At 36.9% G+C, this 26,073-nt stretch carries 22 protein-coding genes; 20 read left to right on the forward strand and 2 right to left on the reverse strand.

Annotation, left to right across the window (positions count from 1 at the left end; genetic code table 11):
* From AC50YG_RS31370 to AC50YG_RS31390, 5 genes are all read left to right on the forward strand, one after another.
* On the forward strand, positions 1-204 hold a 204-nt coding region (locus AC50YG_RS31370; protein WP_494832765.1), incomplete at its 5' end, for a hypothetical protein.
* Complete coding sequence (locus tag AC50YG_RS31375) at positions 192-518, forward strand: hypothetical protein (protein ID WP_494832767.1); 327 nt, start codon at positions 192-194, stop codon at positions 516-518. The genes AC50YG_RS31370 and AC50YG_RS31375, both read left to right, overlap by 13 nt.
* 1,671 nt (positions 519-2,189) lie before the next feature.
* A complete protein-coding gene (locus AC50YG_RS31380) occupies positions 2,190-3,011 on the forward strand; it encodes a hypothetical protein (RefSeq protein ID WP_494832769.1) in 822 nt (273 codons plus the stop codon).
* Between the two features lie 887 nt (positions 3,012-3,898).
* Positions 3,899-4,825 carry an amidoligase family protein gene (locus tag AC50YG_RS31385; RefSeq protein WP_494832771.1) on the forward strand — a complete coding sequence of 309 codons (927 nt, stop codon included), beginning with the start codon at positions 3,899-3,901 and terminating at the stop codon, positions 4,823-4,825.
* A gap of 112 nt (positions 4,826-4,937) precedes the next feature.
* Positions 4,938-5,390, forward strand: a complete 453-nt coding sequence (locus AC50YG_RS31390; RefSeq protein ID WP_494832773.1) for a gamma-glutamylcyclotransferase family protein — start codon at positions 4,938-4,940, stop codon at positions 5,388-5,390.
* A 399-nt stretch (positions 5,391-5,789) separates the two neighbouring features.
* On the opposite strand, the gene AC50YG_RS31395 is transcribed toward AC50YG_RS31390, so the two are convergent.
* A complete protein-coding gene (locus AC50YG_RS31395) occupies positions 5,790-6,479 on the reverse strand; it encodes a helix-turn-helix domain-containing protein (RefSeq protein ID WP_494832775.1) in 690 nt (229 codons plus the stop codon).
* A gap of 180 nt (positions 6,480-6,659) precedes the next feature.
* Positions 6,660-6,932 (reverse strand): helix-turn-helix domain-containing protein, encoded by a 273-nt coding sequence (locus AC50YG_RS31400; protein WP_494832777.1) that lies wholly within the window; start codon positions 6,930-6,932, stop codon positions 6,660-6,662.
* A 250-nt stretch (positions 6,933-7,182) separates the two neighbouring features.
* Here AC50YG_RS31400 and AC50YG_RS31405 point away from each other — a divergent pair, with 250 nt between their 5' ends.
* The 15 genes from AC50YG_RS31405 (at position 7,183) to AC50YG_RS31475 (ending at position 25,979) form a co-directional block, all read left to right on the forward strand.
* A complete protein-coding gene (locus AC50YG_RS31405) occupies positions 7,183-8,391 on the forward strand; it encodes a copper amine oxidase N-terminal domain-containing protein (RefSeq protein ID WP_494832778.1) in 1,209 nt (402 codons plus the stop codon).
* Positions 8,392-9,032: 641 nt separating this feature from the next.
* A complete protein-coding gene (locus AC50YG_RS31410; protein ID WP_494832780.1) occupies positions 9,033-9,548 on the forward strand; it encodes a hypothetical protein in 516 nt (171 codons plus the stop codon).
* Positions 9,549-12,330: 2,782 nt separating this feature from the next.
* A complete protein-coding gene (locus tag AC50YG_RS31415; protein WP_494832782.1) occupies positions 12,331-13,416 on the forward strand; it encodes a phospholipase D-like domain-containing protein in 1,086 nt (361 codons plus the stop codon).
* Between the two features lie 367 nt (positions 13,417-13,783).
* On the forward strand, positions 13,784-16,324 hold the full coding sequence (locus tag AC50YG_RS31420; RefSeq protein WP_494832784.1) for a UvrD-helicase domain-containing protein: 2,541 nt from the start codon (positions 13,784-13,786) through the stop codon (positions 16,322-16,324).
* A gap of 1,216 nt (positions 16,325-17,540) precedes the next feature.
* Positions 17,541-18,038 carry a tyrosine-type recombinase/integrase gene (locus tag AC50YG_RS31425; RefSeq protein ID WP_494832786.1) on the forward strand — a complete coding sequence of 166 codons (498 nt, stop codon included), beginning with the start codon at positions 17,541-17,543 and terminating at the stop codon, positions 18,036-18,038.
* Positions 18,039-18,061: 23 nt separating this feature from the next.
* A complete protein-coding gene (locus AC50YG_RS31430) occupies positions 18,062-18,493 on the forward strand; it encodes a tyrosine-type recombinase/integrase (RefSeq protein WP_494832787.1) in 432 nt (143 codons plus the stop codon).
* Positions 18,494-18,514: 21 nt separating this feature from the next.
* Entirely contained in the window at positions 18,515-18,838 is a 324-nt protein-coding gene (locus AC50YG_RS31435) for a hypothetical protein (RefSeq protein WP_494832789.1), read from the forward strand.
* A gap of 535 nt (positions 18,839-19,373) precedes the next feature.
* Positions 19,374-20,030: an EcsC family protein gene (locus tag AC50YG_RS31440; protein ID WP_494832791.1), complete on the forward strand. Its 657-nt coding sequence runs from the start codon at positions 19,374-19,376 to the stop codon at positions 20,028-20,030.
* Positions 20,031-20,196: 166 nt separating this feature from the next.
* Positions 20,197-21,666, forward strand: coding sequence for a protein kinase family protein (locus AC50YG_RS31445; RefSeq protein ID WP_494832793.1), 1,470 nt, complete (start codon positions 20,197-20,199; stop codon positions 21,664-21,666).
* Between the two features lie 252 nt (positions 21,667-21,918).
* Entirely contained in the window at positions 21,919-22,695 is a 777-nt protein-coding gene (locus AC50YG_RS31450) for an ABC-three component system protein (RefSeq protein ID WP_494832795.1), read from the forward strand.
* A complete protein-coding gene (locus AC50YG_RS31455; protein WP_494832797.1) occupies positions 22,692-22,925 on the forward strand; it encodes an ABC-three component system middle component 7 in 234 nt (77 codons plus the stop codon). Before AC50YG_RS31450 ends, AC50YG_RS31455 begins: the two co-directional genes overlap by 4 nt.
* On the forward strand, positions 22,909-24,516 hold the full coding sequence (locus AC50YG_RS31460; RefSeq protein WP_494832799.1) for a DUF2326 domain-containing protein: 1,608 nt from the start codon (positions 22,909-22,911) through the stop codon (positions 24,514-24,516). The genes AC50YG_RS31455 and AC50YG_RS31460 overlap by 17 nt, the downstream gene beginning before the upstream one ends.
* Before the next feature lie 211 nt (positions 24,517-24,727).
* Positions 24,728-25,009 carry a 3'-5' exonuclease gene (locus AC50YG_RS31465; RefSeq protein WP_494832805.1) on the forward strand — a complete coding sequence of 94 codons (282 nt, stop codon included), beginning with the start codon at positions 24,728-24,730 and terminating at the stop codon, positions 25,007-25,009.
* 103 nt (positions 25,010-25,112) lie between these two features.
* Positions 25,113-25,523, forward strand: a complete 411-nt coding sequence (locus AC50YG_RS31470) for a hypothetical protein (protein ID WP_494832801.1) — start codon at positions 25,113-25,115, stop codon at positions 25,521-25,523.
* A 12-nt stretch (positions 25,524-25,535) separates the two neighbouring features.
* On the forward strand, positions 25,536-25,979 hold the full coding sequence (locus AC50YG_RS31475; RefSeq protein WP_494832803.1) for a hypothetical protein: 444 nt from the start codon (positions 25,536-25,538) through the stop codon (positions 25,977-25,979).
* The last annotated feature ends 94 nt before the right edge of the window (positions 25,980-26,073 follow it).

The following is a 26,073-nucleotide window of genomic DNA, read 5'->3' on the forward strand; positions in this document are numbered from 1 at the left end:
AATAGCCGTACAGGAATAGACACCCTGTACGGCTATTTTTTCATGTTTTCAAGTATTTGGGTTGAAAGGGGGCTATCTCTCCAGCGAACTTCATGCTTTTGGGACAGCCCCTTTCTCTTGCCAAAGATGTTCTTTCCAAGGTATGATGACAAACATTTTAATTATCCTATTTATCTTGGAGGAATAGCTGAATGGCAAGATTAAGCGAATTGTCTCTGTATGCAAGATTTAAGTGGGCTGTGCCTGTTGTGCCAGTACTGTCTGTCGAGGAGCAATCTGAAGGTTTTTTCGTTGACCCATTGCCTTGGAATTTTAATGTGCCGCTTCTTGAACTCATTGAGGAGATGTTTATTGAAATCGCTTCTCATTTTGCAGAACGTAGTGAGCCTGTTGAAATCGCGATTTATCAAATTAAGTATGTCTTTGGAAGCTTAAGAGTAGAGGTCATGAGTCGAAGCTGGGAAGTAGATAACATTATTAAAAAGTATGAAGAGCTGTCTCAAGGGTTAATGAGTTAATTGTTGGTCTTGAAAAAAGGAAGCATGGGGTACACATCAACGGAAAGTTAGATTGACATGTATATTCATTCGGATAAAAGATTATAGAAATCTAAGGTTCTATTACGCCTTCTGTTGAGATATACTAGAGGGCTTTTTCTGCGATACCGCCTATAGCCCAGGAAGTATGCCTTAAGAACAGTCTGTCCGAAGTATAAGGCACGCTTCAGTAACAACAAAATGTCACTATGAGCATGTAGAAGCACACTTATTTCTTAAAACTAAATATAGCTTTCCTGCAGCATTGCCCTTCAACTACATCTGGTAATCACACCCAATTCCCCCGTCATCCCCATCTAATGCTTACCTTTCAAAATTGCCCATTTTAGTCGCTAGTAAGGCTTTCCGCTGTCAGCCCCCTAGCTCCATATGTATCTCTTAACACGATGGCACACAGGGCGTTACGTGCTTCGTTTCTAATATTGTTTGTTAGTTCAGAAGTCTAGTTGTTCTCAAAAATTTACTCGACAAAATAAGGAGAGTGGTTATTACGTGAAGTATACCCGAGTTCTACCTAATTATAAAAATAATACTTCAGCTTATAAAAATGGATAGATTTTTTATAACAAACTGGTTTGTCTTTATAAATAAGCATCCTATTATTATAATTTTCAGGCATCAATTTATAAGAAGCGAACGATACTTTATAATAAGCCATACCTTTTTTATAAAAGTAGGTGTAAAAGCTTCATTGTTTTCGAATTTGTTTTGAAAAGCAAGTATATCAAATTGATCAGATTGGCAAATAGAAGAGGCAATGTCTTGATTCTACAATGTGCTCTATTGCAACAAATGGTTTATGGAAATCGGCAGCATTTGTAGATTTCATTGTATTTTATTTGAAAGGGTTCCAACGGGGATGGACTCTAACTGAACACTCTTAGTGACACCGAAGATCCTTTTTATCAGGCATGTAGCGCTCAGAAGAATTTTTGCCAAACGTTAATTCTATCTTATTTCGCACAAAACTAGTAAATACGTTAATTGGTTAGCTAAAGGTAGGGTAAATGGGACTTAAATATCTAGCTGTCACCAAACAAAACGGGATAAAGGGAAGATGTATACTATTTTTGAACATATGCTTGAAGTGAAATTAATATTACTTACATAATTAGTTTCAGAATACTGACAAAACGGTCGGCTGGTCTTTATTCAGCTCTGAATTTTGTTGTAAAGTGGGCTTTCATTGTATTTTTTTGAAAAAATAGCTGGAAGCATCCCCTAGACCATTTCAAAATGTAAGTTTTTGAATCTGGGGTAACACTTTAGAAATAATTCTGCTAGTACTCTCATTTTTTAAGATTTCCCGCAAACTGCACAGAATTATTCTTACCAGAACAGGAGGTATAGCCAATGCGCGCTGATTAAACTTTAATGCAAGCATTGAATCGTCTATAGGATCTCAATCATCAGGTTTAAACCTGTCCGAACGGTTGTTTGAGTTGAGGAAACAAATTATTCAGTTAATGATCGCTTTGATAAAAAGCCGTAGGTATGGATTGGTACTTATTACATTCGTTTAATTGTAGAAGCTAGTTTAGTAGAGGAACTAGACTGTGCAATTAAGCGAATTGTTAAAAATTTCGATGCTATTTTATTGAATTATTAAATTAAGAGAAAGGGTGAAATAATATGATTTTCCCTAAAAAGCTAGTTATTGCTGTTCGTGATGTCAGAGATCAATTAACTCGTATAAGTGTATTTTCTAATGAGCGAACTCAATTGCAAAGCCAGTTAGAAGCATTATTGGAATTGGTTATGTATGTAAAAGGGCTAGAGTATATAAAAAGTAAGAAAACGAAAGAGCGATTTGACTTCTATCTTCAAAATAACTTTGATACTTTAAGAACTGCCCAAAAATTTGGAGCTAGTCTTAATGCGATTGAGGTTATGGTATCAAGAGAATCTAAAAAACTTGAAAAAGCCGTAGGAACCGGGACTTTGAAACTTATTGGAGAGGGGTTCGCCGAAGAAGCTCTTAGAAGTTTTCGATCAAGTGTTCTTCCTAATCCAAAGATGCCGCTTTTTTTGACGGGTATTGAAGCTTTTCTACCTCAACCCCGTTTTGAATTGTTTACGGATTTACATGAATGTAAGAACGAAATTTTGTTTCTATTAAGTCTAACAAAAAAAAGTATTCGCCATGAGATTGGTCAACTGAATCTGGAGAGAGTAGCTCATATCCTCTTCATTCTGTTTCATTCACCGCAAAAGTTACAGCAGTTAATGGAAAGTAATTCTACTTTAAAAAGCTATTTTCAAGGGTCTGATATACCTTCAGCTGCCAGTTACTTTGAAAACTACGAAATTGATAGACACTTCATCTTGAAATTGTTTGGCGGTTCATTACGAGTAGGGGAATACGGATCTATACTTACAAACGAGAATATTGTAAAGCAAATTTTGGAGATCCGAACAAGAAAGAATTGTTTTAATGATGCCCCTGAAAATTAAAAGGATGAAGTTAATGAGACGGGAGAGTGATGAGACTGAAGATGCAGAACAAGTATCGCCTTCCATTCATTATGGAACAGCAATTGTTGGAAGGAATCTTTGGAGGCAAAATGAATTCAGGGCAGTTTCTCGAGTGAATCGATTCTGTATTTGAAGATTAGCGTTGGGTGATAATGGCTTACTACGTTGTTTCTGGTTTACTTCCGGCAATGCACTATGATTGCTTGTTTACTCTAACAAACAAAAAGTAAGGAGCAGCAACGTGGTCTCCCAATGAATCTAGCACTAATGAAAAATCTTTCATATGTATTTTAATTGGTATTTTGTTCAATTCGCCTGGACTGTATGCTGTATGATCCTGTTAAAGAGTATTGGTATCTAAGTAGTAGCGGTAAGTTGCAGGGATTGGGGTATTCTCCTCTGGCTTCTTCGAGGAATGTTTGCTAACTTTCAAAAATCATGCGTTGACCCGAATTGTGCAATATAGTGTGTTAATAAGATATCAAACGGACAAAAGCTTTTAATTGTCATGCATACAGAGGGGAATTTGAATTGGCACGTATACAATTTCGGCAAGGCTTCGTTTTGTCAACCTCTACTACCTAATTATTTAATGCAGGATAAAGACATTTGTATCTCCTCAAAAAGTTCAACTCTATGGAATACGTTCAGTATGAAGAGTACCTGACTTATTCTGATATACAGGGTGAGCTAGATTCTTACAAGTCCTAAGACAGATCCCACTTGTCTTACTTAACCCACAAATCTCACATCTTTTGCGTAAACCTCAACAAGTTTTTGATCTCCTCCCAAACAAGTCTAAATTTCGCAAAGAAAAATGGAGCCTATTTACAACTAATATCCGATATTGGTGGGGAGGCTCCTTCATGAAAGTGGATTTTCGGGAACTGGCTTTTGGTATTGAGATTGAGTTTACTTGTACACGAAGAGTAACGGCAGCTAATATTATGGCTGATTATTTTAATGTTGCACCAGCAGAACAAATTGGAGGTTGGGGGCTTGATTCTTATATAATAAAGGATCGATTAAACCGTAAATGGAAAGTAGTTAAGGATGCGTCCATTGAACCTCAAATGATGGTTCAAGGCGTACTGGAGGTAGCTTCTGATGATTACCAATGCGAACTTGTGAGTCCAAAATTATCTTATAATGATCTTCCACTAATTGAGGGGATTCTTCAAGATTTCCGTGAAGAAGGGATTGCACCGAATAAAAGCTGTGCCATTCATATTCATGTTGATGCTGAAGACTTTACAGTTAACAATCTCCGTACGTTATGTAATATTATTTACTCGAAACAGTCTTTACTTCGAAAGGCAGTAGCAGTCTATTGGGATCGAAAAGATTATTGTATGGATTTAGAGAAGGATTTTATTGAGCAATTAAACAGGGAAAAACCATCTACCTTGGAAGAGTTCGCAAATGTTTGGTACATAGGAAATAACCGACTCGCATCAAGACGCTATGATCGTTACAATGATACTCGCTATAGGATATTGAATTTACATAATTTACTTTCAGGTAGATTTAAGACGATAGAATACCGATTGTTTAATAGTAGTTTAGATTATGATGTTGTAAAAGCATATATTCAATTATCCCTCTTAATATCTGCTCTAGCGTTACGGCAAGAAAAAGCTACAGCAAGAAAGACGATTCCTAAGAATGAGAACGAAAAATATGCTTTTAGAGTATTTCTTCTTCGACTTGGTGCCATATCTGATGAATTCAAAATGATGCGTCATCATCTGCTGAAATATTTAAAAGGAAATAGCGCTTGGCGTGATCGTTGACAAAAGGGCAAATGACCCCGCTTAAATGAGTATAAACGTCATTTTTTAATACTGTACTTTCTACGTAATTTCAAGCTAAACTAAACCATCAAAATAACAAAGGATGATTCAAATGATCGCTAGAATGTATTATGCAGCTTACGGCTCTAATATGAACGTTAGTCAAATGAGGTCTCGTGCAAGGGATGCATATATTGTCGGTGTGGGGTATATCATGGATTATGAACTCGAGTTTAGATACTTTGCTAACATTAAAGAGGCTCAAGGGCAGAAAGTACCTGTTGTGCTCTGGAGTATTTCAGCACAGGATGAACAATATTTGGACCGATATGAAAGTGTTTCGACAGGGCTGTATCGCAAAGAAATGATTAATGTAAAGCTGGTATCTCTTGAAGCGGGTTTGGAACCATTTGAAAATGAGGTTCAATCTTTGGTATATATCATGACTGATCATGAAAATGCAAAAGGCTCACCCGATCCCGTGTATTATAAGGGGATTCAAGAGGCATATCAATATCATCATATTGATATGAAACCACTAGAAACTGCAGCCATCTTTTGTTAATGAAGAGACTAAGCCCAGTAACAATACGGACGATGGAAAAGAAGGTTAAATACTGCAGGTTAAATCTAATCTGTGATAGTAACATAACTTAATAGTATTACATGGTGGTATATAGAGTGACTCATGCACAATGGTGGGGTTTAGATTAGACGATGAGACAGCTAGGCGACTGTTCTCCATTGCTAGAAGGTACATTAAGTTGGCGTTGAATCATAGCGCAAGGGATCTGCCTTATCACCGCACCGAGATTAGAGAGGGAATGGAGAGCTCGCGTTCCTCGCGAGATACTTTAATTGCTAAATTAAGAAGCAGCGAAAAGAGCTGGAATGGTGAGCACCGATGAACTCCATCGTGGAGCGGCTCGTAAAGAAAAATTCGAGCTACTTGGAATTATGCTAATTATTTTATCTTGACCAACTCGTTACCATGAATGCCAAGAAGCTCGTATGCTTGTTGCACCATAGCGGTGTCTTTTCCAAACAAGTGGAAAGATTGATTAAAAATTCCGCTTTCCTTCGTCACATGGTTCAAATTTTGAACCATGAATTTCGAATTGCACAGAACAGCAGCTTTATTCGTAACCTTTAACAAGTTTTGTTGAAAGACAACCGCTTTCTCAGCCACATCAGGAGAGTACACGGCGGGGTGTCCATCAGAGGCTAACATGTCACGATGATCAACTAAAAGAGTCACTTCATTTTTATTGAAATGGCGGCAGATCCCTGTAATCGTCTTATCAACAGTCTCGACTTCCTCTGGTGTAACGAGTCCTTTAAGGGTGAAAGCAAGCACCTTAGTATCAGGGTCGAGATGATATTGAAAACGATTTTTAAAAGGTTCAGTAAAGTCTTTTCGCTGATAGATTTGTGTGGTTGGAAAACGTTCATTTGAGAAAAAGTATTCCAATGATACACCGAGTCCATTCGCTATATTAATAATATTAGCTAAATTTATATTGCGCCCTTTGCTCTCTAAAGTGCTGATAAAGCTTCGGTCAATTCCAGAACGATGTGCTAACATCTCTTGTGTCATGCCGGAACGCATGCGCAGCTCTTTGCATCTCAGTCCAAATTCAATAAGAAGATCCACAATTCATCCTCCGATATCAGTATAGTTAATCTATCGGCAATATAGGTCTAAGGATGTATATCAGTTGTGAATCAAATAATATTCAAAAATTCATGGTAAAAAGCTGATCGTTCTTGTTTAGATGTCGTACGGAATCTACTGAAATGACTTGATGGTTAAGATATACTTTTGATGAAATTGCTAGGATTCCTCTTTATTAGCAGAGTTACGAAGGGAAGTGACTTCAATTTCGACCATGCGAAAGAAGTCCGAAGGCTTAATCTCAAGTGCTTCGCAAATCTCGAAAATCTTGGTAACCGAAGGCTCATTTTTGCCGGATTCAATCCTTGAAATATAAGCGCGGTCGGCTTGTAGAAGCCCAGCAAGATCTTCTTGGCTTAAATTTTTCTTATCTCGCATAAATCTAAGGATTCTACCGATAACCTGTCTAATTGAAAGAGAATGATTATTCAAGAGCAAAAAACTCCTTTTAAAATCATTCTGAATCGTTTAGAATACAGATAACATGACTGATATGACACTAAAAGTAAATGATTTACAAAAGTCGATTGAATAGTTTGAGTGTGGTAGCCAGTGTTGGTGCTTATCTGTTCATCTTGTTGATTGATAGTAGTATGCCGATTTTTTTGTTACAGCGAGAAATAAAAGTTAGGGACATGCACGGGGAGAAAAAACATAATTCATAAGGAAAGGAATGATGTTGATGAATACTAAATTGAAGAAGGAAATAGGAGCTAAGCAAACTTGCATTCAGAGAGGGGACTGTCGAGTAGGATCTATGCATCTTTTAGTCAGCGCAGTAGTAGCTGGGAGTTTGCTTCTATCCTCTGGGGTAGCAGCTGCCGCAGGTTCTGAGGGTTCGAAGCTTTCGGTCAATCAGAACTACAAAAACGTCACCGTCACCATTGACGGTATCAAGCAGACGTTCCCGCAATCGGCGGTAGTATCGGAGGGCAACACGTTCGTACCGATGCGCGCGATTTTCACCAAGCTAGGCGCCAAGGTAGACTGGAATCAAGCAACAAAGACGGTTACAGCCACAAAGGGCGACATCAAGATAGTATTAACGCTCGGCAAAACGACAGCCACGGTAAACGGCAAGGTGGTGCAGCTAGCCGCGCCAGCGACCACGATAAACGGCAACACGATGGTACCATTACGCTTCGTAAGTGAGGCATTGAACGCTAAGGTATCATGGTCGGCAGCAACCAACACGGTGGTAATCGTATCAGCGGAGCAAGCTGCTGGCGGCGAATCATCAGGGGGTAGCGATTCGGGTTCTGGATCTGGGACGGTAGTAAACGGCATCAAGGTATTATACGGAAAGCACGATTACAGGTCAAACTCTCAAGCTGAATACGATAAGGTAATGTCTATCGTAACCGAGGCTGTAAAGAATATAAGCACTACAAAGTTTGACACGCCTTACAATGAGCAATTCATGATGTACCTAAACGGTGCGAGACACACTGATTTAAACAGAGGCGACCCAAACTACATGGGGTTGGTTGCAGCGGATAATGTTCTTTACTACATGGTGAAAGATGGAGTGAAAAAATCCGATATGATCAAGGCATTTAACATCGGTGAGATAGCTATTGAACTTGTTCAAGGTATATCTGATCCGTTGACAGGTGCACCCGCCTCGGCTTACGATGCGCTCATACGTGCGATAAATGACTGTGACAGCCAAGCTCAGGTTTATTCTGCTCTATTTGATACACAAGGTATCTCCAACATGATATTGGCAGGCAACAATCATGCCGATCCTTACGTCAAGTTAGGTAGTAACTGGTACAAGGTAGTTGGTTCATCGTTCACCAAGATTGGTACGGACACCACGATTAAAACCAACCTATCGAAGAGTACGGAGTACGTCATGTCCCAACCGACGAGTGGAATTTCGTTTTAAGGTAATTTAATCAAAAACAAGGTATCTCATACGTGAGATACCTTGTTTTGCTGTTTAGACACTGAACCTTATTTTAAGTTATTAAGAAAGGATTCTGGGTTTAGAAAAGTTTTTAAATCAGATTGGCGGAACGCAAAATTTGCAATCTCAGAGAATAACCATACCGTTGGAAACAGTGCGGATATGCATAGGGGTATAACTTGTTCTAAAAGCAATAAGGGGTCATTCAATGGAAACTTTTTAGTTAGAAAGTAGGTTAATAAGGACAGACAAAGGAGGGAGAAGAGTACACCAGACAATGCATTGAACCGTATAATAGCGTTTCGTACCTTTTCGTTTTCAACATCAAGCAACAAGGGGTAAAAGTCGGATACTGTTTTTCCAGTGTAAACACGATGTTGTGATAATTTCAGGTACTTTGATTCGTAGATAATTGTTTCTTTCCCTAGTTGGATGTACGTATGGGTTTTTACTTTTGTTCTTAAGATAATCTTAGACAACGCGATTCCGATGACATGTCCTAGTTCATGAAACAGTACACCAGTAGCTAAGATGACCACAATTAGGTACATATTTTTGATTGGTTTTCTGATTTTCTTACTAATAGTCATATGCAAACGCATAGAGGAGGTTCACCATCCATGATTTCGTACTTAGATATTTTATTTCAAGAAACCCACTTTTACGTTTCGCTTATGTTGCTGGCTGTAGGGGTAAACACGGTATATCTATGTTACATCTTTTTAAACTGGGCGTACAGTGCTGTTGCGGGGGTTTTGTTAGGTTTGTTGTATTTCTGGGTACTCCAATTGGATTATATTATTGAAAGTGTGTGCTGGCTTGCCTTGAGTAGTGTTATTGTCATGATTTTATATAAGCTCAGGTTTAGGGTAATGCCTAAGAAAAGTAAAGATACAGGAGGGCAAGCAAATTTCACTAAAGTCACATGGGTTGGTATTTGTGCCAGTGTCTTAGGTTTAAACATACTTTATGGTCTGATACTAGTAGGGGTAGGTTTTCGATTTGCTGTAGGGTATGTGGACAATTTAGGTGTAGGTCAGTTAATGGTTATGTTATTGGTTTATTTGTATGTATCTCTTGTGTTACTTGGTTCGGAGGAAGAACCTTCTAAAACGGCAGTTAACGTCGAAGTATAGTAGTGCCACTTTCTAACTCTTACATCATGTCCCAACCGACGAGTGGCATTTCGTTTTAAGGGGTATCAATCTACTAAGCCTTTCTCTCACGAGGAAGGCTTTTTATTTATTAGAAAGGGTAAGGGGTTCTCATGGCAATGTGCTTTTAATTTTTATTTGGGTTTCATCATTTTCTGACACGAGACTAAAGTAACCAGCAAACAATTACAATAATCAGGTAATGAACTCAGGATGCTGTTACATTTTGAGTCTCCGACACGTGGGATACTACATAGGGACGTACGTGTTACCGTCTTTAGTTCTGGAAGTTTCAATATATATTGATTTCTATCATAGTAAACAGGAACCACACAAAAATGAAATGATAAATTTTACTTTGCATGAGCGAGTGAATATGTTGCAGGAATAATCGTGAAAATTGTGAGTTATCATTTCCCTCAGGGGTATATTCTTTCCTTTTTTATTCTAAAACACAAGTTAAGAAGTAAAGGTGATCCTTACGAAAATGCTGGCTCGATATTGGTTTTGAGTTTTATGATGGAAGGTAATTTAGAACGGCTAGTGACGTTCGTAGTACTTAAAGTTTGGGGGCAAGGATTTGGATATTTGGTAGATAAATCTTTGAAGACTGAATCTATGATTTAGTTAGTATGTTGTTTAATCAAAATATTTTCTTTAAGGATTTGTGGAACGGACAGTATTAGGCTACCGCTTACATTATTTTCTATCAAATCGGTAATAATTTCATGATTATTATAAGTGGGGTAAATCACATGTGTATGGGTCTACTTCTTTATTTGAAACCGGCAGCCGTTTAGCGTATTTGAAATACACAAGCTTTTTAATGTAGTGCTGCATCCTTTTAATTGTTGTTTTAGGGAGTATTGTATCCCTCCATGAATATTATTCAACTAAACTGTTATTCCGAGAAAAGTAGCTGATTATAAGGGAGTACCCCAAACTAAAAACGGCACTATAGGACTCGTTAAACGAGTGTCTATAGTGCCGTTTTCTTTTATAACTGATATTTAGGTCTTTAAATTGCCAAGTATAAATATCTATTCAGCACATTCTAGCAGACAAACAATATAGCTAGTAGCCATATGATTTCATTCAAAATGGGTTAGGTCACATTTAGCAGTTACTGACTCATAAATTTTATAGATTTATAAGATTGGTTTTGATGGGGTATGGGCATTGGAAAATACATTAACAATTAAGAAAGGATGAGAATATTGAAATTGTTAAATAAACTTGAGCGGAGCCTTATTCGCAACGTAAAATTGCATAGTAAATGTATTACTGACTCAAACTTCAAATGGGTTCTAAGCGTGAGAATTATTGTATTGAAGAATATTAGTTCATTCTTAAATAGGGAGTTTATAAATTACTTGACACCAGAGTACAAGCAATGTTTGAATAGTTATCTCTCAAATAATCAAGACTTTCGAGCAGCGGCAGCAATGCTCATTATTTCAGAGAGTGATCTCAAGAAAATCCTCTTCGATATTGAAGCTATGATGATTGTCTTCATAGGCAAGGAAACAATCGACATAATTAATCGAGCAGAATCAGTGTCAAGCATTCAAGAAGCAAGGAGTCAATTTAAGCAGAATGTAATACGTTATTCTAAGTAATTTAGAGATCTTTGAAAGCCAGACGAATTTTAGTATTGTTAAGGGTAATTTAGGATAGTAAGTCATTTATCTTGTCCTTAGTTTGCGGTTAGGGTATGTTATAGGCAAGAAAATATTTTTAAGCTGAAGCATCGCAGGAAAGCCCATAAAGGGAGAAGTCTGCGGTTTTTTGCGTTCAATAACAATCGAAGGATAATCATTATTATGAAATGTTGTTTAATCACTTAACGCATGATATTGGTTCACTTTGCATGTAGTGTTACTAAAATCTACATGTAGCGTGTTGAGTGTGTCATGGCAGTTTACTATCTGAGAGGATGATTCCCGACGATAGTTTTCTAAATTCATCGGTACTGGAGAAAAGAATTTTATCGTTTGTAATCAATTTGATGCTGAAATTCTTCATCAATTACCGCAGATGTTTGTTTTGGAATATTTATTGTTAAGAAACGATGGTAAGCTTTTGTGCGGTGTGCACAAATATTATACTAGTCCACATGCTTCAGAAAATACATTGTATTTGATTAAAGTAGACTCACTTGATTGTTATTGTAGTTAAGTAGAAAAACCGTACTATAATTCATGCAGTTTTTCTATTGTAGAATATCGTAGAATGGAAGGAGGGGGTTCTATAGAAATTGGGGAATATTTACTATTAAAATCAATAGAAGCTATTTAGATAAAGAGTGTTTCGTGTAAGAGAAGAGTATACTGCTTGGTGAAAAAGCTCAAAGCGGCTTGCCTATAAATTAAAGGATCTGCTTGAACACAGTAATCCATTCGTAGACTTTACAGGGAGTCCAAACGGCTCCCGCTATAGAAAAGGGGGCGATATTAAGTGCAAAGCCGAATGGCACACGAATGATCTTAAAAAGGATGGGCATAGCTCATTCATGTAGCGAAGAACCGATTCGGGGAAGCATTATGTTTTACCGCTTAATATATGGCGATGGTTTAGATGATTTGATTATTCATATCAGGTTAAGGTTATTTCTATAGCTGGGGTAAGAGCTCCAGACTCAAACGTTCATTTACATGTTAACCCTGACAATAGGCACATGCGAATTGCAATTGTTAAAATTGAGGATGAAAAGTCTTAAGAGGACTTCAAAGGGATTCCTCTTAAAAAAGGAGTTGGAATATAAGTGAGTAAAACTACGATAATCCCTTTAATCCCAGGTCAAATAGATATCGTCACTTCAAAGGGGGAATACAACTTTCAAGAAGTACTTGATGATTTCCCTAATGCAGAATCTATATTCGTAACAACATATAACATATCAGCGCGTCGTAAGGATCTCATTCGTGCACTTAAAGATACGACTGTCCATGCCGAGGTTCGTATTATTACGAATATCCCTAACCGATATGAGAAGTACAATGGGGGCGCCCCACGGAAACGCGCATCAGAAAGTATTGATCGCTACACTCAACGTTTTGATCCTTCAAACATCGATAACTTAGCTACATCTTTCAATTTTAGTAACCATTCCAAAGTGATTATGACGGAAAATATCGCTTATATTGGCTCAGCTAACTATTCCGAAGAGAGCAAACAAAGCAGGGAAACCGGCTTTCTTGTCCGTGGCAAGGATTTGGTTAGAGTCATCAGTAAAAACCTTGTTCCCATTTTAATTGATGAAGGCATCCCCTACTTCGGTAGCATATTAGATGATAAAAAGATTCTCTTTTCTTTCCTCCTGTCAAGGATGGAAGGAGCAGCTTCGGTTATACGTGACGGGTTGTTCACCTTTGTAGGTCATCAAATTGAAGATCAAGTGGTCTACAACATTCACGATCCTTTTTTGAGAAAGATAGACTTAGAAGGATTGGTAGAGGTGCTTGATGAGATTGAAGATGAATTGGATAACGAATTTCGTAAAGTTGCAGGTTTGGAACATGTAGCAGACCTAATCAATGTAGATACGATTAATGCAATCCGTGCTCTTTGTGAATATGACACCCCAATTTATGAGCTTGCAGATTTTGATTCTGTGGAATATGCTACCGATATACTATCTGAGCAGATGGTTCATAACGAAGACATGAATGATGCCTCTCAAGATGCCGTCGATAGTGCTGCAGAAAAATATTACGATTTGGCAGTAGCAGCTGAAGATTCAGCGAATGAGCTGTACGAGTACCTAGAACAAATGAGAAATTCATTCCAAGTAGCTGTAAGTGAGATAGAGCGACTTGAAGATCAACAAACAATTATCGATAACACTTAAAGTGAACAGAAGGAATATGACATCCACCTGAACCTTGGTGGATGTTTTGATAATCTGGGGTATTGGACGTGAAAACTTTTTCAGGAATGTATGTTCAGTTTATTATTGAGACGAATGAATGATTTGTAAAGCTGGCATAAGAGGGAGTACCCAAAACCTATTAGAAATGTTACCTGATTGAATTAACATTGAACAATTTTCAGGAAAGAACAGTAGATAGACTCATCCTTACTTGAGCCAAATCCTACTGTTCTTTTTATTGTAGAAAGTGTATATAAGCACCATGAATAATTTGGGGTATTTGATTTCCGCTTATACAGGGCAGTGGTATAATATGGTTAGCATATATGACGGAGGAACTAATAAATTGAATAGTTTGATAGATAGAATAACAGGAAAAGATAAATTATTGAATAAGATAGATCACCTTTCAATGCAACTGAAACAATTGGATTTTGAACGTAATAGAATCCGATCTGAACTTAACAAGACATTTGAAGAACGCGCCGCGGAGTATAATCTAATCAATAGTTTGAAGAAGAACTATAGTCAACTTGAAGAAAAATACAAAAAGCTAAGTCAAGTATATAATAATAAAATGCAGGAACTTGAGAAGCTGAACGAAGAGTATTCAGTGTTATTCTCTGATTATACTGATGCGAAAAATGAGGTTGGAATTCTTCAAGAGGAAACAAAAGAAGTTAAAAGTAAACTCAAAACTTTGGAGCATGCACTTTTATTTTATGAGAACAGGTTTGGTCGGGTGCTAGAGTCCCCTCAATCAGGCTACTCTGTGAAAGCTACGGATTGGGATTGTAACTTTTTTGAAGTTATTGAAAAGATTAAGAAAAATCCCTTCAACGAAAATCAAGTTGAAGCGATTCGATATGATATGGAGAAACATCTGCAGATTATTGCTGGAGCTGGAAGTGGAAAGACAGAAACCATCTGCGCAAAGGTTGCGTATCTTATCCAAATGAAAAAAGTCAATCCCAATCGGATTTGCATGATGACATTTACTCGCAAGGCTAAAGAAGAAATGGAAGGACGGGTTAATCTTTTCCTTGGAGTAGAAAACTCTAAGGTCAATGTGGGTACTTTTCATGGGACTTTTATGAGTTTGTTTAATCAGTTGAAAAGGCAAAATCCTGCTTATGCATCAATTGGGATTCAAGGAGGAAATGCTGATGAAGGTAAATTTGTGTACAAAAGAGAGTTGCGTAAGCTGATTAATAAATATAGACTGTTTAAGTTTGATAAGCACAATGAGAAGACGATTTTTGAACGTATAAGTTTCTGGACTAATATGGGGTTCTTGTTAGATCAAATGACCGAGTATATTGAGAAGCATTTTGACAGCGTTATCGATGATAAAGAGGCTATACCTGTTAGCATCCGGTTCGATTTAATGTTTAATGAGCTGAATCAGATAAGAAAAGATAACGAAATCGTGGTGTATGATGACTTCTTAATTAACTTATACGATGCTTTGAATCAATATCCAGAAGCAAGAGAGTTTGTACAAAGCAGGTATGACTACATTTTCATTGATGAGTTCCAAGATATCAATCCGCTGCAAATGGAAACGGTCAGGCTTATATGTCCTCCATCAAGTGCTTCAAAATTGATCATAGTGGGTGATGATGACCAATCGATTTATGCATTTAGAGGTTCAGATCCAAGCTACATTAAGAACTTCCCTAAGATATACAACACTTATGAGATAAGATTAATGAGGAACTATCGATCGAAGCGGAAGATCGTGAATGCAGGAAACTGGGTTATCTCTTATAACGAACATGATCGGATACCCAAGTCGATGGAAGCATTCCACAAAGATGACGGAGAAGCGATTATCGTGGGGTGTCCAGATACTAAAGAAGAAGCCCACTGGATTCTGACTAGATCGCAGGAGATAGGTAAGTTAGAACCCTTTGTGTTAGAAGGCAAGGTCGACCCTATTAACTACACAGTATCGACTGTGTTGTATAGATCAAGGAGACAGCTTCAAAGTATGTTCCAAGCTTTAGATGTTAAAGGGGTTCCGTATGTTATTGAAAAAATGGATGATGTTATGGGGATCTTCTCTATTCAGGACTTCCACAATGTATTTATAATGTGGCAGGAGTTAGTGGCTTCTCGGGGTAACAAGCTTCAGCTGTGGAGGTCGATTTTAACTAATGCGTTGGGACATTATTTCGTCAATAAGAATGCAATTGAGCATTGGTATGAGAATCTGGATGTAGCAACATTTTCAGATGTGATTCATGAGGCTTTAACATTGGTGAATGCCAAGACAAGAAACAAGGAGAAGGATACTGCTACGTTAAAGCAGTATTTATTGCTTTTAGTAGACCTAAAGCAGGATAAGTCGGTCAATATGAAGGCAGTCGCCGAGCACTTTTTAGAATTTCCACGAGTTAAGGAAGACGTAACTGATGAGGAACAGGACTGGATTCTTAAAGAACTAGAAAAATACAATACTTGGACTGAATTATTTGGCTTCTATGAAAGAATGTTAAAGAGAAAAGAAGAAATGAAGGATAGTCTGGATAAGTATCATGACAAAAAACATAATGCTTTGTATTTCTTAACGATTCATGGCAGTAAGGGGTTAGCATTTGAGAATGTGTTTGTCATTGGCTGTAATGATGGAGGGTTACCTTCAAAACATGCCGTAGAGCTCAAGGTTGTGGATGTCCAGTTTTCTAAAGAGAAAGCTGAGCCGCCAACTACTGAGGAAGAAGAGCGGCGCTTAATGTATGTAGCAGTAACTAGAGCCCAAAAGAAATTATATATCACCTTCCCTAAGACGATTCAGGGCAAACCATGTGGAAGATCGAAGTTTCTTAATGAATTAAACATACCAATAATTGATTCTGAGAAGTTTAATAAGATTATGGTATGACTTAATTACTAAAATTCAGAGGGGGATAATGAAGAAGGATATAACATTCAATGAGGATAGACCCGATATGCACTCTAATTTGTTGAAGGAATTGTTTGGAAAGGGAGACCCATTATTCGATTTGAAAATAGAAGGTAATCCTATTGGTTTGAAGATGAAGGGTAACATTAACTATGAGGTACAATGACATAACTATAACCTCGAAAATGACGGATATAGTGCGCTCCAGGTGGCTTGAGATTGGAATGGTGAAAGTGACATCATTTATCGATTATTTAATGTTGATGGTATGCTCAATGAAAGTATTCATTTACAAGTAACGGTTATGAGTGATAAGGGTTCCAGACTCAAACGTCCATCTACAATTCCAACCTGAGAATAAGCATATGCAGCTAGGGTTCATAACTGGATGGATTACGGGTACTTAGATTATATTAATAGATCGGAGTGCTTAGGGTTGCACGAAAGGAAGTAATGACAATTTGCCAAAGTGATAATTATGTTATGTTTTCCAAGTGGAAGTGGTTTAGTGGGAATTATTTTATTAGATATTATATAATCTGTTTTTAATCGTGTTACTTGTATTAATTATATTAGTATTTATTTTTTTGTATATAAACATAAATTGTTGGAACTGGATAGGATACATTCTTTTTGTGTGCTTAAACGAAGTAATTTCAAAGATCTCGAATTAACAAGAGAAAGGCAGTATAGAACTCGATGAGCGAGTTTTATACTGCCTTTCTCTTTGTAGTTCGCAAAAATAACTGTCGAAATTTTCGAGGATAATTCCATATTCGGCATCGGTATCTAGATTAACTATATAGCAGTAACGGATGCGTTATTGCCGCTCGGTCGACTTTCCCTTCGTAGTCTCATCGGGGGTATAGTTTCAAAATTTCTTTCTTCTATAAATAAGATGAGAGGTTCGCTCTACTTTTTTTAGCTCGAATTTAAGTTTATCTGGAATATTAGTAATGACCCTAAAAGAACACATTTTTTCGTTGTATCGTCCTTCCTAGCTAATGGTTCGATTCATTTGTCATCCGTATGATTATTTTAAAGCAAAAAGGGGGCTATACAACTCGTCACACAATAACCATTATGTGACGATTCTGTTCATAGGGATTAAAACTCAAGGCAATTAACGGTATAAACTCGTCGTACAATACCCGTTATAACTTGTCGTACAATAATGCCGCAGGAGTGATTACGCATGAAAATCCAGGTCTTGGTATCTCAATATTTGTATCATCTTGTTTCCGAGGGTAATTCTGAAAAAACAATTAAGGGTTATGGCATGTGCTTCAACAGATTCATATCATGGTTGAATGCTTCATGGGAGGGTATCTCTGAGATTGAGGATATTACGCAATCAGTAATTAAGGATTTTAAGTCTTTCCTAATGACAAAGGTTGATAGTCGTAGTGGTAGGCTGCTCTCACCTGTAACGGTAAACTTCTATCTGACTGCAATCCGGTCGCTCTTATTGTATGCAAGGGGTAACGGACTTGTCTTTCGATCCGATCCGATCAGTGGAATAAAGCTTATTCCAATAGCCAATCAAAACGAAACTAAGTGGCTAAACTCTAATGAAGTACGGAGAATTTTTCATGCAATCGAGCTTTTGAAGAGAACAAGTGAAAAGAGGAAAGCCCTCTTCAAAGCCGTAGTTGCAATCCTTGTAAACTGCGGATTGCGTGTCGAAGAGTAGTTGCAATCCTTGTAAACTGCGGATTGCGTGTCGAAGAGCTGTCAGATCTTATGCTAACGGATGTGATTTTAGATTCAGGGTTAATTATTGTAAGAAGCGGCAAAGGGCAAAAGTATCGTCATGTCCCTTTTCAAGATAAGACGAAAAATATCATTGAGAAGTGGTTATCACATCATGATGGGAAGTCACCTTACTTGATTCATTCACAACGTTGTCCCAAAATGTCTACTCGGGCAATCCAACATATGATAGAGAAGTTAGCAGAGCAAACCAATATACATTTCACTGTACATCAACTTCGTCACACATATGCAAAGCGTCTAGCAACTGAAAGTGGTCAAATCCAAGTGGTCGCATCTCTATTAGGTCATTCTAATATTCAAACAACCAGACGATACGTTGAGCCATCAATGCAGGAAATGCAATTGATTGTAGAGAATATAGAATTCGACTAGGACATGATCGGAGTGATGAGATTGGAAATACTTGATCAGTTACGTGAAAGTGGCGAAGTAATTACTGCAGCGGTCTATATCACAATCGGTAATTTGGATCAAGCAGCAGCCGATAAGGAGAAAGCAGTTCGCCTTAAAGAAGTATTCGACTTTGTAAAGGCAAATCGGGGTATTGTCATTGTTAATTCTTACTACGATAAAGAGCTGGCATCTACCGAATGGAGTCGTTTAGTACAAGTTGCTGCCACCGCAAGGTATCAAATTATTTTGACAAGTAGTAATATATCGGATTATCCAGACCCAGGCATTCCAATAGTTAGGACGAACATCAATAGTAGCAAATGAGGTGCTGAGAAAATCAGCACCTTTATTATTTGTAGTCGAGTCATCATGGTATTCAAAGGTTAAAGTATAACTAATTTATGCTAGTACTTGATCTGGTTAGGGGTATTAAAATGTTCTGGGGAAGCATTTCTTATTTTGCAGTTGACTTCTAATATAAAAGAAAATAAGCATGACAATATTGGTGAAATTCAAACCATCTACAACACGAAGATAAAATAGAATGCAAGCCACCAATTCCTCATATGTATCTCATCCCACATATCCCACTCGTCCCACTTGCTTTATAAAGGAATTCCTTCTTAAAGAACTATGCCTCAATTCAATAAGTAGATGTACAATTAGCTTCAATAATTTATCAATTAGCCTATCCTGTCGAACTCATTCTACTTTGTATGTAATAATAGAGCTCGGGTTTTCTACTTATGGAAACTATCGCCAAATAGGGTCTTTTGTATTACAATGTAATAGATATTGAGACCTATAATAAATTCGCACGATACATCAAATAAGTTATTGTCTGAGAGGAAAGATTGAGATGGCGAAGCTAAATAAAGATGTAATTTTAAAAGCACTTGATTGGGCATATGATAAGTCCCTTAATGGTCTTCCAGGCACTGAAACTGCTGAAGAACTAGCGGAAAATTATTTGCGTAAAGCCAAGTCAATTGAAGAGGCAGCAAATTCGCTAATCGGATGGCAAGTATCTAAATCTGCGACTTCTGGTTTTTTGACCGGACTTGGAGGTCTAGTTACGCTTCCTGTAGCTATTCCTGCTAATCTTGTAAGTGTATTATATGTTCAGATGAGAATGATAGCAGCTATTGCTTATATGGGCGGTTACGACCTTCGAGACGATAAGGTCAAAACATTTGTGTACATGTGCTTATGTGGAAATGGGGTAAAGGATATCATTAAAGATGTAGGGATTGTATTAGGTCAAAAAATAACGAAAGTGGCGATTAAAAAGATCTCTAGAACTGTGATTACTAAAATTAATCAAAAAGTTGGATTTCGACTGCTGACTAAGTTTGGCAGCAAGGGTGTAGTCAACCTTGGTAAGATGGTTCCGATAGCTGGTGGGCTTATTGGTGGGACATTTGATGGGGTTTCCACTGCAACTATTGGCAAAGTAGCGAAGAAAATGTTTATTCAAAATGGAAATGATGGTTATGCAATTCCCTTAAATGCTTAACATTGAGGGAACTGTTTGGAAATATCAGAGAAGGACATAGGTGCGAAAGCACCACTAATATCGTTGTTATTGGGCGAGGGCTGTGGTTTTGCTATTATTGTTTGGGTTAACAATGATCTTGGAACTACAGGAGATATTAGAGACTAAATGAAAGGAAGATGATTATATGTTATCTGAACAAAATTATATGAAAATACTGAGTTATTTTGATAAGCACTTTTGGGATGGTAAGACGACAGAATCAAACTATAATTATTACGGTCTAGTTCTTGACTGGTATTTTGATAGCTCTGTTCTGAGCATTGACTACTTAGATATTAATGACTTTTTTGACCACAACGGTGGTTTTGGGTTTGTAGATAGTAAGCACCTTTCAGAGCAATTTGGTAACCTTCCAACTGCAAAGTGTCTCCAAGTTTTAGAGAACATATTGAATATCCTTAAACATTCTACTGTAAATAAAGAACAAAGCGATCATATGATTGAGATAGTTACTAAAGTATTGAAAAGAGATAACGTAAAAGTTATAAAACGTGAGATTGGATATATCACTGTTATGCCAGATGACATTCTTGATTCTGGATCTTACTGTAACATTGTGCGAGTTAAGGAGGGGCTTCTAAGAAAGGAATTGAAATCTATATATCAAAACGACGAGAAGCTTAAAAAACGTATGCAGTATGAGTTTGAAAATATGCAAAAGCTGAAAGGATGTCCACAAGTATTAAATGTATTTGACTTTAATCCAGATAATCATTCATACCTAATGGAGCAGTGTGAAAAAAATTTATACAAGCATCTGGAAGATGAGATAGAGCTTTCTTATGATGAGAGATTAAAAATTGTTATGGACATCTTAGCGGGCATGGCTTCTGCACACGAAGAGAACATTATTCACAGAGATCTGCACTTGGGGAATATTCTGAAAATAGGCAATGACTTTGTGATTGCTGACTTTGGTTTAAGTAAGGATCTTTCCATAGAACGGAGTATGAAGTCTTCATTTACAGAGAAGAACAATCATCTATTTGTAGATCCACTTGCTATGTCTGACTTTACAAAACTGGATCAAAAAAGCGATGTCTATTCCATAGGAAAGTTAATTGATTATGTCTTCACTTATAATGCTTCTGATTCTAACCATATGTTTAAGACAGTTGTTGAGCGATGCATATCACGGAATAAAGATCTCCGTTATAGCTCAGCGCGGCACGTTCTTGATGAAGTTGAAAGTATTTTGAGGAACCTACACCAAGTAAATAACAAGCAGAATACGATCAATAAGATTCATAATGATCAATATGATGCTCAGGTGCATGATTTTATTATTGGATTGACCGAGAACGATAGAATCAGTAAGTTCATAGTCGAGCATCGGTTGTCAGCGTTCTGGAAACTTGTAATGAGATTTGAAAGTGGTTATCAAACCAAGATTCTGCAGTCTATTTTATATAACTATTCGGAAGCTACGGGAAACGGCGGGTGGATAAATTACGATATTTTTGCGCAAATTTCCTTTAACCTGTGTTTAAACTTGGATGATCTGGAGATTAGAAGTATTGCAAGAAACATTCTTGAGGGATGTGCGGAGATAAGGTACAGTGCAAAAAACTTACTCGAGAAGCTACCAGACTAAATTAACTCTCGACAACTTAAACGGACAGTAGATGGACTCTCGTACTTGAGTCACATAGACTGTTCTTTTTACTTTGTTTAGTACAAAACATCTTTGGAAGGGGATGAAAGATGTATCTAAATAACTACTGTTTTTATATTTCATCAGACTTTTGAAGGAGTTTTTATTCCGACAGTCGAATCAATAAATATGTGGAAATTTGTTGGAAAAGAAAAAACTATGTCAGTGAGTCTTTGCAGGTGGTGAGAAGGATTGGTTAAGAAAAGTAAACCCAACCCAAGAATTAAAATAGGCAACTATAACGAAATGATCCTTTATAATCAGGTGGATGGGATTTGTCCCCTGTGTGCACAACTATTACTTTATGATAAAGCAAAAAAAGAAAAAGTATTTGAAATTGCTCATATTTATCCTCTTAACCCAACACCGACTGAAGCTTCTTTGCTAAAGGGCGAGGAGATACTAAGTTCTGATTTAAACCATATCGATAATCTTCTCTTACTCTGCCCTACTTGTCATACTAAATTTGATAAGCCAAGAACGGTTCAAGAGTACAGGGAGTTAGTATCGATAAAAAAGAAAATGATTCAAAAGAATAATATATATGGTGAGTTTAATGCATACAAAATTGAGGAAGAAATATACGATGTTCTTGAACTGCTCACATCTGGTCAAAATATCGAACTGAACGACAATAAACTAAGTTATGATGCCTTGCGTATTTCCAATAAGGCTGATGAAACTTTGGATCGTTTGACACGAAAAGATATTGAAGCAGATGTTGTAAATTACTACATAGTGATCAAACATAAATTTATTGATATAAATAAAACTCGAAGCGGGTCATTCGACAAACTCTCGCTTCAAGTAAAGCACTTTTATGAGAATCTGAAATTAACAGGAGTAAGTCAAGAAGAGCTTTTTGATGGAGTGATTGAATGGCTTAATCATAAAACAAATAACCACTCAAAAAGAGCTTGTAGGATCATAGCTTCTTTCTTTGTGCAAAATTGTGAGGTGCTTTCATGATCTATCCAAATAAAGTTGTGAGATTTAATCAATCAGTTATAGGAAAAATGATACATGTACTGAATGGTTTTGATGCTCATTTTATCAATATTCATGAATTGTATGAGAAAACATCAGAATTCTTTGAAGAATTGAGCGAGTTTATTTACTCATTAGATGTGTTGTATGTCCTAGATGTTATTGATTACGATCTAGAGAAAGGGCTGTTGTTTTATGTTAAAGGAGATTAACTGTTCGATTTTTCAAGAAAAGACTGTGAAGTTTCATGAGGGACTAAATATTGTACTTGGAGATAATGTTGCAACCAATTCTATTGGCAAATCAACCTTTCTAATGATTCTGGATTTTATCTTTGGGGGAAGGTCTTATATAGATAAAAATGCGGATGTAGTTAGCAATATCAGTGAGCATGAATTTAATTTTTGTTTTGAGTTTGACGGAGAACTGAGTTATTACAAGCGAACAACAGAAAATCACAAAACGGTATTCTTGTGCGATAAAGAGTATAAAATCATTGATTCTATAGATATCGATAAGTATTTAAAAACGTTAATGGATAGTTATAAAATCAACATTGAAGATATTTCATTCAGAGGTACAGTTAGTCTGTATTCAAGGATATGGCAAAAAAATAATTTTGATGTTAAGAAGCCACTTCATGAAGTAAGTACTCAAAGTAATCAAATTGCAATAAACAATTTGATCAAATTATTTGGATACTATGGTCGAATTAAGAAGCTTGAAGGTCAAATAAAGGAACTAAATGAATCGCAGAATGCCATTAAAAAAGCAGAGAAATTTAAGCATATTCCCAAAATTAACAAAATAATATACAAGAAAAATCTGCGCGAAATCGAAAGCATTAATACTGAAATGGAGAAAGTAGCTCTACAGATATCTCATACTGTCACAGATATCATAAATTCTATAAACACAGAACTAGGAGAACAATTGAGAAGTTATAAAAGGCAAAAATCAGTACAAGAAAGTAAGTTGAAAAGAATACGAAGAGATTTGACTAGCAATGAAAACGTAAGTGAAAAGCAGTTTCACGAGTTGACTAAGTACTTTCCAACAGTGAATTTAGAGAAGCTCAAGGACATCGAACGCTTCCACGATTCAATTACAAACATCCTTCGTTTGGAGCTATTAAAGGCGGAAAGTGAGTCTGTTAGTAAGTTAACGTACTTGCAAGAAAAAATCACTGAGACGGAGCAGCAATTAGCTAATCTAGTCAGTAACAAGCCGATAGCAAAAGAAATTATGCAACCATTAATTGAGCTTTCATCTGTTCTGTATCAAAAACGGAGTGAAAATTCAGCATTCGATAAGAAACAATCTGTAGCTGATGAGTTGAATTCTACAAAACAGAGTCTCACGCTCGTGAAAAGTAGTATTCTTATAGTGTTGTGCAACATCATTAATCAAAAGATAGAGGAGTACAATCAAATTGTACATGGGGATGGAAGACACTCACCTAGATTAGTGTTGACAGAGAATAATTATTCCTTTGGCGTGGAAGACAATACAGGGACTGGAGAAGCATTTGCTAATTTGATCTTATTTGATCTAGCAGTATTTTCTTTGACGCTGCTTCCTATAGTTATTCATGATTCGATGTTGTTTAAAAATATCGAGAATTATTCAATGGAAAAAATTATTCATATCTATAACACCTTTTATAAGCAGATATTTATTTCTATAGATGAAACTGAGAAATACAGTGAGGCAACCAGAAAAATAATAGACAGCAAGAAAGTGTTAGAGTTAACAAATTCAAAACTATTATTTATTAAAGACTGGAGAAAAAAGGAGAAGTGATAACGAGGTCGCACAATTTTCAGAAATGGTTTCGCTGAAGAGGTTACTTGCCCTCATTGTGGATAGTTGAATGAAGTTACTGGAGAAGTATGGGGATATCCAGATGGAGTGATACATCCCATACAATTAACTTAATCAACAGTCGAAAGTGGTCTGCCTAAACGGACACCACTTCTTTTAACTAATCTTCTTTTATTATAATGCATTTGTTATTGGTTACAATGATGGGGGTCTGCCTTCAAAATATGCCGAAGAACTTAAAGATGTGGATGTTCAATCGTGTAGAGAAAAGGCTGAACCATCGACAACGATGGAAGAAGAACGAAGATTGATGTATGTTGCAGTTACAAGAGCCAAACAGAAGCTATATGTGACCTTTCCTAAAACAATCCAAGATAAGCCATGTGGACGATCAAGATTCCTAAAAGAACTGAACTTACCGATTATCGATTCTGGTAAGGTTAGTCCAGTTGGTGCTGTAGCTGTGCCTTAAGGGTCGTGGGACTGTGCGGAGATAAGGTTGCTTTCATTTGAAAATCTCAAGCTAATTGAATGGTTACTGTGAGTATTGTTAAGGGGAGGGTGGGGGGGTATCAATGTCAAAACTCGATTACACAATAAAGCTTGTTTATCCAGACTGGGTAGTTGATGAACACAGAGATAAACGAATGGGTTTTTCAGGTCGGTACAAGAATTTTCAATTTCCAATAGGCGCTAAGATTCTTGTCTATTTAACGGAACAGCAGTTGATCATGGGGGTTAACACGGTTAAAGGGACTTGGAATGATGGTGAGGTCTTTGAGTCCAGACTAGGCTATTCAATTAGTTTGCCTGTTGTGATGGACTATGAAGTTCCTAGAGAGGGGCGAGGACTTCATATTAAAGAGATACAAAGTATCGTTCCTTTATATAAGCCACATAAGGACATGAGCTTTTTCCCGCTGACAGAGAATCAGTTCAATACATTAGAGAAGATGTTAAGGGATAAAAACCAAAATCTGTTGTAAGGAGTGAACCGTGTGACCGGAACCTTAATTTACATTAGCTCATTAGGACACAATGATATTGTTAATGAATTTGACATTGTTCTTGCCAAGAAGAAATACGCTTGTTTTTACTCATCAGATATTAAAAAGGCTCTTAATGCAGGAAGTAATCCAACTAATCATTATTTATTAGCAATGCCATTCAATAAACAGCTACATTGGATTTTTGCCAGAGAGACTTCACATAACGGGGACACTGTTGATTTAGATATCTTAGATCGGCATGTTCTTGAAGGCGACCCAGTCACTAAAGTTATTACTTTGCCTGTAAATGAAAAGGGATTGCTTGATAACACCAAATATGATTTTTTCGGAGACGTGGATAGGCATGATAGCTATTTGAAAATAATCAGGAATATCCGTAAGAATTCGATGGGTGACTACTTTTTTTCTTTCTCACGACGGATTGTAATATGAAGTGCGACACATAAAAATGACCCATGACCGATTCGTGTGTAGAATGAAGTTACCACACTACCCCTACACAGGAGAATCAGCCATGAGCTACCAA

The sequence above is a fragment of the Paenibacillus sp. J31R34 genome (assembly GCF_059383715.1).

Bases quoted from the DNA above. Each gene is read 5' to 3' on its own strand.
- AC50YG_RS31375 (WP_494832767.1), top strand. From the start codon at position 192: ATGGCAAGATTAAGCGAATTGTCTCTGTATGCAAGATTTAAGTGGGCT.
- AC50YG_RS31380 (WP_494832769.1), top strand. From the start codon at position 2,190: ATGATTTTCCCTAAAAAGCTAGTTATTGCTGTTCGTGATGTCAGAGAT.
- AC50YG_RS31385 (WP_494832771.1), top strand. From the start codon at position 3,899: ATGAAAGTGGATTTTCGGGAACTGGCTTTTGGTATTGAGATTGAGTTT.
- AC50YG_RS31390 (WP_494832773.1), top strand. From the start codon at position 4,938: ATGATCGCTAGAATGTATTATGCAGCTTACGGCTCTAATATGAACGTT.
- AC50YG_RS31405 (WP_494832778.1), top strand. From the start codon at position 7,183: ATGAATACTAAATTGAAGAAGGAAATAGGAGCTAAGCAAACTTGCATT.
- AC50YG_RS31410 (WP_494832780.1), top strand. From the start codon at position 9,033: ATGATTTCGTACTTAGATATTTTATTTCAAGAAACCCACTTTTACGTT.
- AC50YG_RS31425 (WP_494832786.1), top strand. From the start codon at position 17,541: ATGAAAATCCAGGTCTTGGTATCTCAATATTTGTATCATCTTGTTTCC.
- AC50YG_RS31440 (WP_494832791.1), top strand. From the start codon at position 19,374: ATGGCGAAGCTAAATAAAGATGTAATTTTAAAAGCACTTGATTGGGCA.
- AC50YG_RS31445 (WP_494832793.1), top strand. From the start codon at position 20,197: ATGTTATCTGAACAAAATTATATGAAAATACTGAGTTATTTTGATAAG.
- AC50YG_RS31455 (WP_494832797.1), top strand. From the start codon at position 22,692: ATGATCTATCCAAATAAAGTTGTGAGATTTAATCAATCAGTTATAGGA.
- AC50YG_RS31460 (WP_494832799.1), top strand. From the start codon at position 22,909: ATGTTAAAGGAGATTAACTGTTCGATTTTTCAAGAAAAGACTGTGAAG.
- AC50YG_RS31470 (WP_494832801.1), top strand. From the start codon at position 25,113: ATGTCAAAACTCGATTACACAATAAAGCTTGTTTATCCAGACTGGGTA.